Annotated in this window: 13 protein-coding genes; 10 read left to right on the forward strand and 3 right to left on the reverse strand. The window is 63.1% G+C overall.

From position 1 onward, the window contains the following. Window positions 1-2: 2 nt before the first annotated feature. From BHMPCIPO_RS25875 to BHMPCIPO_RS25885, 3 genes are read left to right on the forward strand one after another with little or no spacing between them, the layout of a single operon-like run. Window positions 3-1,382, forward strand: a complete 1,380-nt coding sequence (locus BHMPCIPO_RS25875) for a hypothetical protein (protein ID WP_173519592.1) — start codon at window positions 3-5, stop codon at window positions 1,380-1,382. Beyond that, the gene (locus BHMPCIPO_RS25880) at window positions 1,363-1,893 is read left to right on the forward strand and encodes a DUF2249 domain-containing protein (protein ID WP_173519593.1); all 531 of its coding nucleotides are present in this window, start codon (window positions 1,363-1,365) and stop codon (window positions 1,891-1,893) included. The genes BHMPCIPO_RS25875 and BHMPCIPO_RS25880 overlap by 20 nt, the downstream gene beginning before the upstream one ends. Beyond that, on the forward strand, window positions 1,880-2,206 hold the full coding sequence (locus BHMPCIPO_RS25885; protein WP_173519594.1) for a metal-sulfur cluster assembly factor: 327 nt from the start codon (window positions 1,880-1,882) through the stop codon (window positions 2,204-2,206). The genes BHMPCIPO_RS25880 and BHMPCIPO_RS25885 overlap by 14 nt, the downstream gene beginning before the upstream one ends. A 65-nt stretch (window positions 2,207-2,271) precedes the next feature. Here the strand turns inward: BHMPCIPO_RS25885 and BHMPCIPO_RS25890 are convergent, their stop codons facing one another. Then, window positions 2,272-3,495 (reverse strand): NnrS family protein, encoded by a 1,224-nt coding sequence (locus BHMPCIPO_RS25890; protein WP_246304564.1) that lies wholly within the window; start codon window positions 3,493-3,495, stop codon window positions 2,272-2,274. 332 nt (window positions 3,496-3,827) lie between these two features. On the opposite strand from BHMPCIPO_RS25890, the gene nirK reads away from it, so the two are divergent. From nirK to BHMPCIPO_RS25905, 3 genes are all read left to right on the forward strand, one after another. After that, window positions 3,828-4,964, forward strand: coding sequence for a copper-containing nitrite reductase (gene nirK, locus BHMPCIPO_RS25895; RefSeq protein ID WP_173519596.1), 1,137 nt, complete (start codon window positions 3,828-3,830; stop codon window positions 4,962-4,964). A 95-nt stretch (window positions 4,965-5,059) separates the two neighbouring features. Next, a complete protein-coding gene (locus BHMPCIPO_RS25900; RefSeq protein WP_173519597.1) occupies window positions 5,060-5,977 on the forward strand; it encodes an SUMF1/EgtB/PvdO family nonheme iron enzyme in 918 nt (305 codons plus the stop codon). A 227-nt stretch (window positions 5,978-6,204) separates the two neighbouring features. Then, window positions 6,205-6,903, forward strand: coding sequence for a Crp/Fnr family transcriptional regulator (locus BHMPCIPO_RS25905; protein WP_247959178.1), 699 nt, complete (start codon window positions 6,205-6,207; stop codon window positions 6,901-6,903). Between the two features lie 32 nt (window positions 6,904-6,935). On the opposite strand, the gene BHMPCIPO_RS25910 is transcribed toward BHMPCIPO_RS25905, so the two are convergent. Next, the gene (locus BHMPCIPO_RS25910) at window positions 6,936-7,739 is read right to left on the reverse strand and encodes a class I SAM-dependent methyltransferase (RefSeq protein WP_173519599.1); all 804 of its coding nucleotides are present in this window, start codon (window positions 7,737-7,739) and stop codon (window positions 6,936-6,938) included. A 106-nt stretch (window positions 7,740-7,845) separates the two neighbouring features. Between BHMPCIPO_RS25910 and BHMPCIPO_RS25915 the strand changes: the two genes are divergently transcribed. The 4 genes from BHMPCIPO_RS25915 to BHMPCIPO_RS25930 are packed head-to-tail and all read left to right on the forward strand — an operon-like array spanning window position 7,846 to window position 11,990. Beyond that, the gene (locus tag BHMPCIPO_RS25915) at window positions 7,846-8,979 is read left to right on the forward strand and encodes an ABC transporter substrate-binding protein (protein ID WP_173519600.1); all 1,134 of its coding nucleotides are present in this window, start codon (window positions 7,846-7,848) and stop codon (window positions 8,977-8,979) included. A 58-nt stretch (window positions 8,980-9,037) separates the two neighbouring features. After that, window positions 9,038-10,177: an ABC transporter substrate-binding protein gene (locus BHMPCIPO_RS25920; protein WP_376741700.1), complete on the forward strand. Its 1,140-nt coding sequence runs from the start codon at window positions 9,038-9,040 to the stop codon at window positions 10,175-10,177. Continuing rightward, window positions 10,174-11,244 (forward strand): FecCD family ABC transporter permease, encoded by a 1,071-nt coding sequence (locus BHMPCIPO_RS25925; RefSeq protein WP_173519602.1) that lies wholly within the window; start codon window positions 10,174-10,176, stop codon window positions 11,242-11,244. Before BHMPCIPO_RS25920 ends, BHMPCIPO_RS25925 begins: the two co-directional genes overlap by 4 nt. Further along, on the forward strand, window positions 11,238-11,990 hold the full coding sequence (locus BHMPCIPO_RS25930; protein WP_173519603.1) for an ABC transporter ATP-binding protein: 753 nt from the start codon (window positions 11,238-11,240) through the stop codon (window positions 11,988-11,990). The genes BHMPCIPO_RS25925 and BHMPCIPO_RS25930 overlap by 7 nt, the downstream gene beginning before the upstream one ends. A 58-nt stretch (window positions 11,991-12,048) precedes the next feature. Here BHMPCIPO_RS25930 and BHMPCIPO_RS25935 read toward each other — a convergent pair whose 3' ends face one another. Continuing rightward, window positions 12,049-13,323, reverse strand: a complete 1,275-nt coding sequence (locus tag BHMPCIPO_RS25935) for a sugar MFS transporter (RefSeq protein WP_376741722.1) — start codon at window positions 13,321-13,323, stop codon at window positions 12,049-12,051.

Genomic DNA, 13,323 nt, shown 5'->3' on the forward strand with positions numbered 1-13,323 from the left:
CCATGTTCGCAGCCACGCTGTCCCGCTGGACCATGTCCTATTTCGCGGCCGCGCTGATCTTTCTCGTCCTTGGCGAGATCATGATGGTTCTCGGCTACGGCCACCCGGTCTCGGCCCTTGAGGCGCCGGAAACGCTGGCGCTCGTCCATATCGTCGTCCTGGGCTGGTTGAGCCTGCTGATGACCGGTGCGTTGCTACAATTCGTGCCGGTTCTCGTCGGCCGGCCGTTGTCCTTTCCGAGCGTTGCCCTGCCGGCACTCCTGTTGCTCATTGTCGGCATCGCCAGCCTGACGCTCGGCTTCGTCAGCCTTTCGGGCACGATCGATCTTCCGGTGACGCTGCTTCCTCTCGGAGGCGCCTTCTCGATCGTCGGGTTCTCAGTGCCTGGCTTCGCCTTCGCGGCGACACTCTGGCATGCGCGCCCGCTGCCGCTTCCCGCCCGCTTTGTCGCGGTCGGTCTCGCTGCGCTCCTCGCCACGATGCTGCTCGGCGGCGTCTATGCCGGCGTGCTCTCGGGATTGATCGATGCGGAAGGCGCGATCGACCTGACGATCGACGGGCTTTCGCTTCATGCCTCCCTGGGCCTTTGTGGCTGGTTGAGCTTCACCACCATGGGCGTCAGCTACCGGCTTTTGACCATGTTCATGCTTTCGCCGGACAAGGAACGCGCAAGCAGCCGGCTCGTCTTCGTGCTCGGTACGCTTTGTCTCGGCCTTCTGGCCGCAGCGGTCCCTGTCGTTCTCGTGGGCGCATTCGGCCGTGTGCCGCTTCTCATCCTTGCCGTCGCTTCCGGCGCTGCAGTCGTGGCGATCTATGTCGGCGATATCCTGCGCATCTATCGGGAGCGCCGGCGTAAGGCGATCGAGCTCAACAGTCGCGCCAGCATCGGTGCCTTCGCATCCCTGATCGCCGCGACCGTGCTGTTCGTCGCCCTGTTGGCGGCCGGCCGGCTCGACACCGGTTCGGGCGCCGTCATCTATCTCGTCACCTTCGGCTGGCTGACCGGCATGGGTCTCGCCCAGCTTTACAAGATCGTACCGTTCATGACCTGGCTCGAATGCTATGGGCCGGCACTTGGGCGTATGCCGACGCCGCGGGTCCAGGAACTCGTCGTCGAGGCCGCGGCACTTCGCTGGTTTCGGCTCTATTATCTGACGGTTGCGGTCGGGACGCTGGCCCTGCTGATCGGTAGCGCGATCCTGTTTCGCTTTGCGAGCTTCGGCCAATTGATTGCCATCAATGCTCTCATCATGGAGTTCGTGCGAACACGCCGACTGATCAATGTTCCGGCCGAACTTCGATTGCCTGATGGACTTGTTCGACCGGGCCTGTTTCTGCCATCCATTCCTCACGGAGGTTCCCATGAGCCAAGATCCCTTTGAACTCGACGTTCGACCGCTGTTGCGCGGCGGCAGCGATCCGTTTCAGGCCATCATGAATGCTGTCGACAGCCTGGCGCCAGGCCAGGCGCTGAAGCTGATTGCCACCTTCAGGCCCGTTCCGCTCTTCAGCGTCATGGCCGGTCGCGGTTTCACGCATCAGGATCGCCCGCTCGACAATGGCGACTGGGAGGTTTTGTTCACGCCCGAAGGAGAGGTCGACGAGATCCGGCTTTCGGCCGGCGAAACGGATCTCGATACCTGGCCGGATCCGAGCCGCCAGCTCGACCTGACCGATCTCGATCCGCCCGAGCCGATGGTGCGCATTCTGGCGACGGCCGAGAAAATGACGGAGGGCGAAGTGCTCTTCGCCTTGCTCGCGCGCGAACCGCTGTTCCTCTATCCGGAGCTCGCCAAGCGCGGGCACAAATGGGCCGGCAATTTCGACGCGACCGGCGAGACCTACCGGATCCTCATTCGCATCGGCGGAGGGCGTACCCATGTCGGCGCCTGAAACCCTAGATCTCGAAGCGAAGATTCGCGATGCGCTGCGCATCATCATCGATCCCGAAATGGGCAAGAATGTCGTCGATCTCGGCCTGATCTATGACATCGACGTTCAGGAAGGCGGGATCGCCCGCGTCACCATGACGACGACGATCAAGGGCTGCCCGGCGACGGCCTTCCTCAAGGAGGCGGTTCAGAACTGCGTCTGGTATGTGCCGGGTGTCGAGTACGCCGAAGTGCGCCTGACCTACGAGCCTCCATGGACGCCTGAGATGATGGCTGACGGCGCGGTCGAATTCACGAAGGGCAGCATCTTCTGAAAGTGGTCTTGCAAAAAAAAGCGCCGCTGATCCGGCGCCTTTTGCTTTGGGTTCGAAACGCGCCGTCAGGATGAGGCGCGCGGCGAGCGGCGTTCGCGCACCAGCATCGGCCCGTATTCGAGCGTGAACAGAGCGAAAGCGGCGATCCACAACGCACCCGAAAGCGCGACCAGGTGTTGGTAGTGCGCGGGCAGCACCTCCGCCAGCGGCCGGATCAGCGCTGCGGTCATGATCGCGACATAGGAGGCGTTGGTGAGCGCCGAGCCGACCAGCTGCCTGCCGGTGTGGCCGCGGCTGGCGCGGGTCATGACGGCGAGCATCATCGACGCGACGACGCCGACGGTCAGCACATGCATGACCGGGTATTCGCTCAGGAGTTCGATCGCACCGGCTGATATCGCGAGGAAGCCGAGCGGCACGAAGGCATAGGCCGCGTGCAGCACGAAGAGCAGCTTTTCTGGCCAGGTCGCCAGTCCGCGCCAGCGGAACAGCCGCACCGTATGGAAGGCGCAGGCGACGAGCGCGATCGCCCCGGTGACGATGTGAACAGGTGCGAAGGTCCAGGCGGCAAGCGCCGCGATGCCGATCAGGATCGCCGCCGTGTCGAAGCGGTTATAGGGCACCGGGAAATCGGTGCGCCCGACCTTGTTCAGCCAGTTGCGCGTGAAGCTCGGCACGATGCGCCCGCCGACGATCATGATCAGCATAGTGTAGGCGCCGATCGCCAGCCGCGCTGCGGCATCGACGTCGAGGTCGCTGAGAACCGAAAGATGGAACCAGATGTTGGCGGTGGACAGGAGCACCAGCCCGCCGATGACCTTCAGGTCCTTCCACTTCCGGCCGACGATCACCTCGCGCGCGCAGATCAGCAGGAGGACCGGCAGGAACAGCGCTTCGATACCTGCGGCGACGGGCAGACCGATGACACCGCTCGAAAGCAGCGCGGCCCGACCGACGATCCAGAGCCCGAAGAGGGCGGCGAGCGGGCGCCCGGAAACCGGAAGCCTGCCGGTCCAGTTCGGGATCGCCGTCAGCAGGAAGCCGCCGAGCACGGCGGAGGAGAAACCGAACAGCATTTCGTGAGCGTGCCAATGCGCGGCGCCGTAGTTGCCGGCAAGGTCGACCCCGAGAATCAATGCGGAGATCCAGAGTGCCATGGCGCCGATCGCCCAAAGGGTGGCGCCCAGAAAGAACGGCCGGAAACCGTAGGAGAAGAGTACCGGGCCGGTGGTCGAGAGCCCGCGCGGAATGCCGCCGCTCGGTTTCGGTCTTATGAGTCTGTCCAACATGATCATCGTCCTTGTCGTGCGTGCTTGCGGATGAGGCTTGATCTATCAATGGCTTCGGAGCCGCTCTTTGCGAAAACGCAAGTATTGTTACCCGGCTCCGCCATGTGCGTTCATGCGGCGGCAAAGAAAAGCGATCTCCGCGAAAGGATTTGTTCCAAGACAAAGACGCGATTCGTCTCCGGTTCTACTTTTCTTGTGACTGCTGGGGGACCGGTGGTCGAGACCGGAGGTGAGGCTGCCCAAGTCGGCGTCGCCCACCCTAACTCGTTGAATACAGGCGCGTTTCGCAGAAGGCCAATTCCGGCCGCTGGAGTGCGTCGAAGGAGAGCAAGATGACTGAACAACTTCAGATGACCCGCCGGACTATGCTTGCCGGTGCTGCCCTGGCGGGCGCGGTTGCGCCGCTTCTCCATACCGCGCAGGCTAAGGCGGCCGGTGCCGCCACGGCAGCGGGTGCTGCCCCCGTCGACATCTCGACCCTGCCGCGCGTGAAGGTCGATCTCGTCAAGCCGCCTTTCGTGCATGCCCACGAGCAGGTCGCCAAGACCGGACCCCGCGTCGTCGAATTCACCATGACGATCGAGGAAAAGAAGCTGGTGATCGACCGTGAGGGCACCGAGATCCACGCGATGACCTTCAATGGCTCGGTGCCGGGCCCGCTGATGGTCGTGCATGAAAACGACTATGTCGAACTGCGGCTGATCAACCCGGCGACCAACACGTTGCTGCACAACATCGACTTCCACGCCGCGACCGGCGCTCTGGGCGGTGGCGCGCTGACCCAGGTCAACCCGGGCGAGGAGACGACGCTTCGCTTCAAGGCCACCAAGCCCGGCGTCTTCGTCTACCATTGCGCGCCTGAAGGCATGGTGCCCTGGCACGTCACATCGGGCATGAACGGCGCCATCATGGTGCTACCGCGTGAAGGCCTGAAGGACGAGAAGGGCCAGCCGCTGACCTATGACAAGGTCTACTATGTCGGCGAACAGGACTTCTACGTGCCGAAGGACGAGGCGGGGAACTACAAGAAATACGAGACCCCCGGCGAAGCCTATGAAGATGCGGTGAAGGCGATGCGCACGCTGACCCCGACCCACATCGTCTTCAACGGCGCGGTCGGCGCGCTGACCGGCGACAATGCCCTGACCGCGGCCGTGGGCGAGCGCGTGCTCGTCGTCCATTCGCAGGCCAACCGCGATACGCGGCCGCACTTGATCGGCGGACATGGTGACTATGTCTGGGCAACCGGCAAGTTCCGCAATCCGCCGGACCTCGACCAGGAAACCTGGCTCATTCCGGGCGGAACCGCGGGCGCTGCCTTCTACACCTTCCGCCAGCCGGGTGTGTACGCCTATGTCAACCACAACCTGATCGAAGCGTTCGAACTGGGTGCTGCTGGCCACTTCAAGGTCACCGGCGAATGGAACGACGACCTCATGACTTCGGTCGTCAAGCCGGCGTCGATGTAGCCTGAAGCAAGGTAACCGTGGGGCCGCGGTCTCAGCGACCCCACACGCCAAGGGCACGCGCCTGCCAGCGCGTGCCGTTTCCCCGGAGACCTCCCATGCCCAGCAAAAAGAAATCTGCGGTTTCGCTCCTGTCGCTCGCAGCGCCGGCCGTTCTTCTGGTCGCCATCGGCGGCGGGCTTTCGGCGAAGGTGGGGCTGTTCGACGATCTCAAGGACGGCGTCGACCTGTCGGTCAAGGCACCGGTGACCGTGACGATCGCGCCGCGTGAAATGAGCTATCGGGCAGAGGGACACTTCCTGAAGAACGGTTTTGCCGTCGATGCGCCCATCGTCGTCGCAGCGCTTAAGGAGCCGCTCGAGATCATGAAATACCAGGTGACGCGTCAGGACTATGAACGCTGCGTTGCCGACGGCGCCTGCCAGCAGCCGGAAGGCGGGCATGGCGCGGGCCTGCCGGGTGTGCCGATGACCGGGGTCAACTATACCGATGCGACTGAATATGCGGCGTGGTTGACGAAGAAGACCGGTGTGGTCTGGCGCCTTCCGACCGACCAGCAGTGGGCCTTTGCCGCCGGTTCCAAGTTTCCAGACGATGCGCTCGGGATCGACGGCACCAAGGACAATCCGGCGCTGCGCTGGCTGGCGGACTACGAGCGCGAAGCGAGCCGGCAGCGCGCAGAGAACCCGATGCCGCAGCCATCGGGCGCTTTCGGCGAAAACGAGTATGGGGTTGCAGACCTGGACGGCAATGTCTGGGAATGGACCGAGACCTGCCACCGCCGCGTCACCATCGGCGAAGACGGCGAGGTGCTGAAGGAGTCTCCTGCCTGTGGCATCTTCGTCGTCAACGGCAAGCACCGGGCGTCGATGAGCTTCTTTATCCGTGACCCGAAAAGCGGCGGCTGCGCCGTCGGCGTACCGCCGGATAATCTCGGCTTTCGGCTGGTGCGCGACGGTCGCTGGTATTCGGCCTTGCTCTATGCCTTCGAACGCCGGCTCCAGGGCGCTGGGTGACACGGCGCGGCCGGTAGAGCCGCCAAGTCCTCGCGCCTCAGCCGGCATGGATCCAATACATGCTTTTGCCCCTGGATCGCCGCCGGTCCAGGGGCAAGAACATGTGGTATTCGAGGTGCTGCCGCGACCTTTGTGCGTCTGACCGGTCGTGCGGCGCTCTGGTCCTTTTGCAGGGTCCTGGGCTGTGCTACATCAGGGCAACTCAAACGGCAGGATATAGGGCCAAAGTGGCTGCACTTGATCGCACACTCGTCAAATCGCTCCCTCTGTTCCAGAAGATGAGCGATCCGGAACTGGATTCGCTGCTGACGCGCGCCACGGTGCGGCGCGTTCCGCAGAACGAAGCGGTGTTCGAACAAGGTGCGACAGCCGATTTCTTCTTCCTGCTGCTGCACGGTCGGCTGAAGGTGACCCAGGTCACCAAGGATGGGCAGCAGATCATCGTCCGGGTCGTCAATCCCGGCGATCTTTTCGGCTTTGCCCGTGCGCTCCAGCGCAGCGACTACCCGGGAACCGCGACGGCAGCAATCGAGAGCCTCGTTCTCGCCTGGCCGACGGAGCTCTGGAACGTTTTCGTCGAGAAGAACCCCCACCTTGCCGTCAACGCCATGCATACGATCGGCCAGCGTCTCGACGAGGCGCATACCCGCATCCGCGAAATGTCGACGGAAGAGGTCGAGCGCCGCGTCGCCCACACGGTGCTGCGGCTGGCCGAGCAGGCCGGCAAGCCCGATGGTGGCGGTATCCGCATCGATTTCCCGATCTCGCGCCAGGATATCGCCGAGATGACGGGAACGACGCTGCATACGGTCTCGCGCATCCTCAGCGCCTGGGAAGGCCAGGGCCTCGTCCAGGGCGGCCGGCAGAAGCTGACGCTCAAGGACATTCCAGGCCTGCGGCGTCTCGCCGAACGCGTCGGCGGCTAGATCTCGGATGCCCCTACGGACTGACGGAACAACTACGGTTTTGCGGCGCGAATGGCGTAGCGGTGCTGTGACTGCCGCGCCAGACCTTTGAAGACATTCCAGTTCCTCGCCTGGGTGCGATGGATCTCGCCAAGATCGGTATCGACCTCGATATCGACAAATCCGGCCCTCTGCAGAAGAACGACGACGGCCTCGGCGCGCGCACCTTCAGAGAAGTGAACGCGCGAGAGGATGCTGCGATGCGTCGCCATCATCTGTGATGAGCCGCTCGGCGTTTCCGACTTGAACACGCCGAGTTGTTGTCCCCAGGCACTGAGCTTCGAGAACAACCGCTCGAGCCCGCTGGTATTCACAAAGTCGCCATCGACGATCAGCAGGGTTCCGCCCGGTTTGAGAACGCGAAGCCACTCCGTGAAGGCTGCGGCCGGATCGACGAGCGTCCAGACGAGATGCCGGTTTACGACGACATCGTAGTGGTCATCGGGTTCCATGGTGTTTTCGGCGTCACCCAGACCAAAACGGATGGAACGACCCCGCTTGCGGGCCTTTTCACGGGCGCGTTCGAGCATCGGCTCGGCCCAGTCCAGGCCCTGCACCTTGAAGCCGAGATCATCGAGCAGGTGCGAAATGACGCCGGTGCCGCTTGCAAGATCCAACGCGCTGCGGCCGGACCCCGGTCCGAGATGGCGTAGAAACAGCCTGTGCCAGGCCGCGCGCTCGTCCTCCGAGAAGACCTCATGTCCTGGCGACAGATCGAAGGTCGCGGCGCGTTCCGACCAGTAGGCCTTGATTTCATCCCGCAGGTTGTAGTTCTGCCGATCCGTTACATCGCTCATATCGATACCGCTCGCCCTTGTTTGGAGGCGTTCTAAAAGATAAATGTTGACTAATAAAGTCATGAAACATTAGATCGCGTCGATTTTCCCAGCGGAGCAGAAAACAATGCAGTTTTTCAACAGGGTGGCCGCGGCCGCCACGGGCTTTTGCGTGCTTTTTTCAACGGCAGCCTTCGCTGATGTCGTGACGTTGAGAGATGTCACCGGTCGCGACGTCGAGGTCAATGTACCGGTCGAGCACGTCATCCTCGGTGAAGGGCGCCAGATCTATTTCCTCGGCGCCCTCGACCGCGATGAGCCGCTCAAGCGCGTCGTCGGCTGGCGCGACGACCTGGCGAAGGCGGATCCTGAAAGCTACGCCGCCTATCTCGCGAAATACCCTGACATCGCCAAGCTGCCGACCTTCGGCGGCATGAAGGACGGGACCTTCGACATCGAGCAGGCGGTGGCGCTGAAGCCCGATGTCGTCCTGATGAATGTCGATGCCAAGACGGCGACGGAAGAGGCCGGCTACATCGAAAAGCTCGCCAAGGTCGGCATCCCGCTCGTCTATGTCGACTTCCGCGAAAAGCCCATGGAAAACACCGAGCCGAGCATGCGTGTGATGGGCAAGCTTCTCGGCAAGGAGGAAAAGGCCGAAGAGTTCATCACGTTCCGCGCCGAGAACATCGCCAAGGTGACCGACGTGCTGGCGAAGGCCAATCCGAAGAAGCCGCTCGTCTTCGTCGAGCGCGCCGGCGGTTACTCCGAGGATTGCTGCATGTCCTTCGGCAACGAGAATTTCGGCAAGATGGTCGAATTCGCCGGCGGCGTGAACATGGCGAAGAACATCATTCCCGGCACATTCGGCACGGTCAATCCGGAGCAGATCATCGCCGCAAATCCGGAGCAGATCATCATCACCGGCGGCAACTGGCAGGGTTATGTGCCGGGGGGGGCCTGGGTCGGCGTCGGCTACGGTGCCGATGAAAAGGAAGCCGTCCGCAAGCTCGAAAACCTCACCAAGCGCCCGGCCTTTACCGGCGTGCAGGCGGTCAAGGACGGCCAGGTCCATGCCATCTGGCACCAGTTCTACAACAACCCCTACCAGTTCGTCGCGATCCAGCAGATCGCCAAGTGGCTGCATCCCGACCTCTTTGCCGATCTCGACCCGGAGGCGACGTTCAGGGAGTTGCACGAGCGTTTCCTGCCGCTTCCTTACAAGGGTGGCTACTTCGTTTCGCTGACGACCAGCAAGTAACTGCATCGGCGGCTAGCGGAACGGGAGGCCGCCGGCGCCGCGATCGAAAGGTATGAGAATGTCGATCTTCAGGAAAATCGCGTCCGCGATGATTGCGGCGGTCGTGTTGGCGGCTCTGCCGGCCGGCGCTGCGGAAATCGTCGACGTCACCGGCCGTCGGGTCGAAATGGCGCTGCCCGCCAAACGGATACTGCTTGGCGAGGCGCGACAGATTCACATCGCCGCGGCGCTGAAGGGGGTGCAGGTCTTCGATACGATCGTTGGTTGGCGCGACGATCTCATCAAGAAGGATCCGGATTCCTACGCCGCCTATGTCGAGCGGTTCCCCGAGATCGAGAAGCTGCCGCGCTTCGGCTATATCCCGACGGGGGATTTCAGCCTCGAAGCGGCTATTGCGCTCAAGCCTGACGTGTTGACGCTGAACCTCGAAGCGCGAGATGCAGTCGAGGAATCTGGCTTCATCGAAAAGGCCGCGGCTGCCGGCATTGCCGTCGTCTATGTTGATTTCCGCGTCGATCCGGCGGCCAACAGCGAGAAATCCGTCGAAATCCTCGGCCAGCTCTTTGGCGCCGAAGCAAGGGCGCGCGAATTCATCGAATACCGCAACGCCCAGATCGCGCTGGTGACCGACCGGCTGGCCAAGGCCGGGGCGGTTGCGCGTCCGAAAGTGTTCATCGAACGCTCGCCCGGCATCACCGGCGAATTCGCCTGCTGCCGAACCTTCGGTCCGGCCAATTTCGGCGAGATGGTGGAAAAGGCCGGCGGCCACAATATCGGTTCGGACGTCATCAAGGGCACCTTCGGGGACCTCAATCCCGAGCAACTCATCGTCAGCGATCCGGACCATGTCATCATCACCGGCAGCAACTGGTCGGCCGAATCCGATCTCAACCAGTTCGTCAGCGTCGGCCGCGGTGCCGATGCAGCAGCGGCTGAGACGCGGCTGCGCGGCCTGATGCAGCGCCCGGGCTTTCCCGGCTTGAAGGCGGTGAAGGAGGGCAACGTGCATGCGGTCTGGCACCAGTTCTATGGTGCGCCCTACGAGTTCGTGCCGATCCAGCAATTCGCCAAGTGGTTCCACCCGGAACTTTTCGCCGACATCGATCCGGATCGGACCTTCCGCGAGTTTCATGAGAAGTTCCTGCCGGTGATCTATCGCCCGGGTTACTTCATCTCGCTTGCGACAGGGGGTGAATGATGGTTGCCATGACCGACCATATTTCCGGCATTGAGGGACGAGGGCGCTACCGCGCCCTCGTTCTGCGCCGTCTGGTGCTGATCTTCTGTCTCATCGGCGCGCTCTTTGCATCGGTCGCAGTCGACATGGCCCTCGGACCTGCAAACTATCCGCTCGCCGACGTGCTGACGGCGCTGTTTCGGCCTGACACGGTGAGCGACCAGCTTCGCGTGGTCATCTGGGACATCCGCATGCCGATCGCGCTGATGGCGGTGACGGTGGGCGCCTCGCTGTCGGTCGCGGGCGCGCAGATGCAGACGATCCTCGCCAATCCGCTCGCAAGTCCGTTCACGCTCGGCATTTCCGCCGCTGCCGGGTTTGGCGCGGCCCTCGGCCTCGTTGCCGGCGTCGCGGTCTTTCCGGTCGCGGTTCAATACATGGTGCCGATCAACGCCTTCCTGATGGCGATGCTGGCAGCACTCTTCATCCATTTCGCCTCCACCATGCGCGGCGTCACGGTGGAAACGATCGTGCTGCTCGGCATCGCGCTCGTCTTCACCTTCAATGCCGCGTTGTCGCTGCTCGAATATCTCGCCTCCGAACAGGCGCTGGCCGCTGTCGTGTTCTGGACGATGGGCAGCCTCACCAAGGCAACCTGGCCGAAGGTCTGGATCACCGGTGCCGTGCTGCTTTTCGCTCTGCCGCTCTTCGCACGGCACGCCTGGGCGCTGACGGCGCTTCGGCTCGGCGACGACAAGGCGGCGAGTTTCGGCATCAATGTTCGCCGGCTAAGGCTCGAAGCGATGATGACGGTGAGCCTGCTTGCGGCGATTCCGGTTTCCTTCGTCGGCACGATCGGCTTCGTCGGCCTCGTCGCGCCGCACATCGCCCGGATGCTGGTCGGAGAAGATCAGCGCTTCTTCCTTCCCGCCTCGGTTTTGTGCGGGGCACTCTTGCTCTCGGTCACCTCCGTCGTCAGCAAGATGCTGATCCCGGGTGCCGTGCTGCCGATCGGCGTCATCACCGCACTCGTCGGGGTGCCCTTCTTCTTCGTGCTGATTTTCACCAATAGGAGGCGCGCATGGTAAGCCTGACGCTGGAAAAAGTCGGCGCGACCTATGGCCGGCGAACCGTGCTGTCCGACGTCAATACCGGCGTGCTCAGAGGCGGCGGCCTGACGGCGGTGATCGGTCCGAATGCGGCCGGCAAGTCGACGCTGTTCAAGCGCATAGCAAGCCTGACGTCCGGGCCCGGAACCGTCCATCTGTCCGACACCGCCAAGGGGACCGAGGGCATCTGCTACATGCCGCAGGATACCGGCGCCAATGCCGTGCTCACAGTCTATGAATCGGTGCTCTTGTCGGCCAAGCAGGGCTCCGGCTGGAAGGTGAAGGACAGCGAGCTCTCGGAGATCGATCGGGTGCTTTCAGAACTGCGGATCGCCGATCTCGCTTTTCGCGGCCTCGGCGAGCTCTCCGGCGGCCAGCGCCAGCTCGTCTCCATTGCCCAGGCCCTGGTGCGTAAGCCCGAAGTGCTGTTGATGGACGAGCCGACCTCGGCGCTCGATCTCTTCCGCCAGATCGAGGTGCTCGGCTTCATGAAACGCCTGTCGGCGCAATCGGGAATGGCGGTGCTGATCGCGCTGCACGATCTGAACCATGCGCTGCGCTATTGCGACGACACGATCGTCATCGGCGGCGGTTCGGTGCTCGCGAGCGGTCCGACCCATGAGGTCATCACCGCGGACATGCTGCGCTCCGTCTACCGCGTCGAGGCGCGTGTCGAGGCTTGCTCGATGGGGCGTCCTGTCGTCATCGTCGACGAGTCGCTGTAGGCGCTGTTCCGGCATGAGGCACTTCGCCGCCGCGGCGGCGAAGTGCGGATTTTCGTAATCAGGTCGGCCTGTGCCCCTTCAAGCCGTAGAAGGCGATATAGGCATAGCAGGCGACGGGCATCAGGAAGGCGAGATGGATGCCGAGCGTGTCGGCAAGTCCGCCCTGGATCAGCGGCAGGAGCGCGCCGCCGACGATCGCCAGGCACAGGATGCCCGAGCCCTGGCTCGTGTATTTCCCGAGACCGTAGAGCGCCAGGCTGAAGATCGCCGGGAACATGATCGAGTTGAAGAACCCGATCGCCAGGACCGACCACATGGCAACGCGGCCGCCGGCAAAGACGGTGAGGAGCAGCAACATGATCGCTGCGACCGCGTTGAAGGCGAGCGCCTTGCCGTCGTCGACGAAGCGCATCGCAACCGCGCCGATGAACCGGCCGATCATCGCTCCGCCCCAGAAATACATCACATAGTGGGCGGCGTCGGCTTCGGAGAGGCCGGCAATGTCGGGCTGATTCAGGAAGTTGACGAGGAAGCTGCCGATGCTGACTTCCGCGCCGACATAGACGAAGATGCCGATCGCACCGAGAACCAGGTGCCGATAGTGCCAGGCCGACTTGGCGTCGGTGATCGGCTCGATCTCGTCATGCACTTCGACGGTCGGCAGCTTCAGGGCGGCGAAAAGCGCCGCAAGCAGCAGGAAGGCGGCGGCAAGGAGCAGATAGGGCAGCTTGACCGCGCTCGCTTCCGCGAGCCTTAGAGCATCAAGTTGCTCTGGCGTCGGATCGGCAGTCGCGACGACCGCAGCCGACAGGATCAGCGTCGCGCCGAACATCGGGGCGAGCGTGGTGCCGAGGGAGTTGAAGGCCTGGGTCAGCGTCAGGCGGCTTGCGGCCGTGTCCGGCGGACCAAGCACGGTCACATAGGGGTTGGCCGAGACCTGCAGCAGCGTGATGCCGCTCGCCAGCACGAAGAGAGCGCCGAGGAACAGCGCATAGATGCGATAACTTGCCGCCGGTACGAAGAGCGCGCAGCCGACCGCGGCGATGACGAGACCGAGCACGATCCCCCATTTGTAGCTGATGCGCTTGACCAGCGCGCCGGCAGGAAGCGAGACGATGAAATAGGCGCCAAAAAAGCAGAACTGGATCAGCATCGACTGCGTGTAGTTGAGCGAGAAGACGTTCTTCAGATGCGGGATCAGAATGTCGTTCAGGCACGTGATGAAGCCCCACATGAAGAACAGTGAGGTGAGTGCGAAGAGGGCAAATCGATAGCCCGTGGCGTCCGATGACGCGGATGAGACCGCGCGCGCGGGCTCAGAGCCCTTGGTGAT

The organism is Ensifer sesbaniae (assembly GCF_013283665.1).
Lineage (GTDB): Bacteria > Pseudomonadota > Alphaproteobacteria > Rhizobiales > Rhizobiaceae > Ensifer > Ensifer sesbaniae.

Bases quoted from the DNA above. Each gene is read 5' to 3' on its own strand.
- BHMPCIPO_RS25875 (WP_173519592.1), top strand. From the start codon at position 3: ATGTTCGCAGCCACGCTGTCCCGCTGGACCATGTCCTATTTCGCGGCC.
- BHMPCIPO_RS25915 (WP_173519600.1), top strand. From the start codon at position 7,846: ATGCAGTTTTTCAACAGGGTGGCCGCGGCCGCCACGGGCTTTTGCGTG.
- BHMPCIPO_RS25910 (WP_173519599.1), bottom strand. From the start codon at position 7,739: ATGAGCGATGTAACGGATCGGCAGAACTACAACCTGCGGGATGAAATC.
- BHMPCIPO_RS25930 (WP_173519603.1), top strand. From the start codon at position 11,238: ATGGTAAGCCTGACGCTGGAAAAAGTCGGCGCGACCTATGGCCGGCGA.
- nirK (WP_173519596.1), top strand. From the start codon at position 3,828: ATGACTGAACAACTTCAGATGACCCGCCGGACTATGCTTGCCGGTGCT.
- BHMPCIPO_RS25890 (WP_246304564.1), bottom strand. From the start codon at position 3,495: ATGTTGGACAGACTCATAAGACCGAAACCGAGCGGCGGCATTCCGCGC.
- BHMPCIPO_RS25900 (WP_173519597.1), top strand. From the start codon at position 5,060: ATGCCCAGCAAAAAGAAATCTGCGGTTTCGCTCCTGTCGCTCGCAGCG.
- BHMPCIPO_RS25885 (WP_173519594.1), top strand. From the start codon at position 1,880: ATGTCGGCGCCTGAAACCCTAGATCTCGAAGCGAAGATTCGCGATGCG.
- BHMPCIPO_RS25920 (WP_376741700.1), top strand. From the start codon at position 9,038: ATGTCGATCTTCAGGAAAATCGCGTCCGCGATGATTGCGGCGGTCGTG.
- BHMPCIPO_RS25880 (WP_173519593.1), top strand. From the start codon at position 1,363: ATGAGCCAAGATCCCTTTGAACTCGACGTTCGACCGCTGTTGCGCGGC.
- BHMPCIPO_RS25925 (WP_173519602.1), top strand. From the start codon at position 10,174: ATGATGGTTGCCATGACCGACCATATTTCCGGCATTGAGGGACGAGGG.